The sequence below is a fragment of the Pseudomonas sp. 102515 genome (assembly GCF_031085165.1).
In the GTDB taxonomy this organism is placed as follows: Bacteria; Pseudomonadota; Gammaproteobacteria; order Pseudomonadales; family Pseudomonadaceae; genus Chryseomonas.
Genome location: NZ_JAVHTY010000030.1, coordinates 1 through 223 on the forward strand (window position 1 = coordinate 1; position 223 = coordinate 223).

A 223-nucleotide genomic window follows, 5' to 3' on the forward strand; every position below is an offset into this window, starting at 1 on the left:
GAGCTTGCTTGTGTAGGATAGGTGGGAGGCTTTGAAGCGTGGACGCCAGTCTGCGTGGAGCCATCCTTGAAATACCACCCTGGCAATCTTGAGGTTCTAACTCTGGTCCGTCATCCGGATCGAGGACAGTGTATGGTGGGCAGTTTGACTGGGGCGGTCTCCTCCTAAAGAGTAACGGAGGAGTACGAAGGTGCGCTCAGACCGGTCGGAAATCGGTCGTAGA

At 55.6% G+C, this 223-nt stretch carries 1 rRNA gene; it reads left to right on the forward strand.

The features are described from left to right. Positions 1-223 (forward strand): 23S ribosomal RNA (locus RCF34_RS23235); the annotation flags it as partial.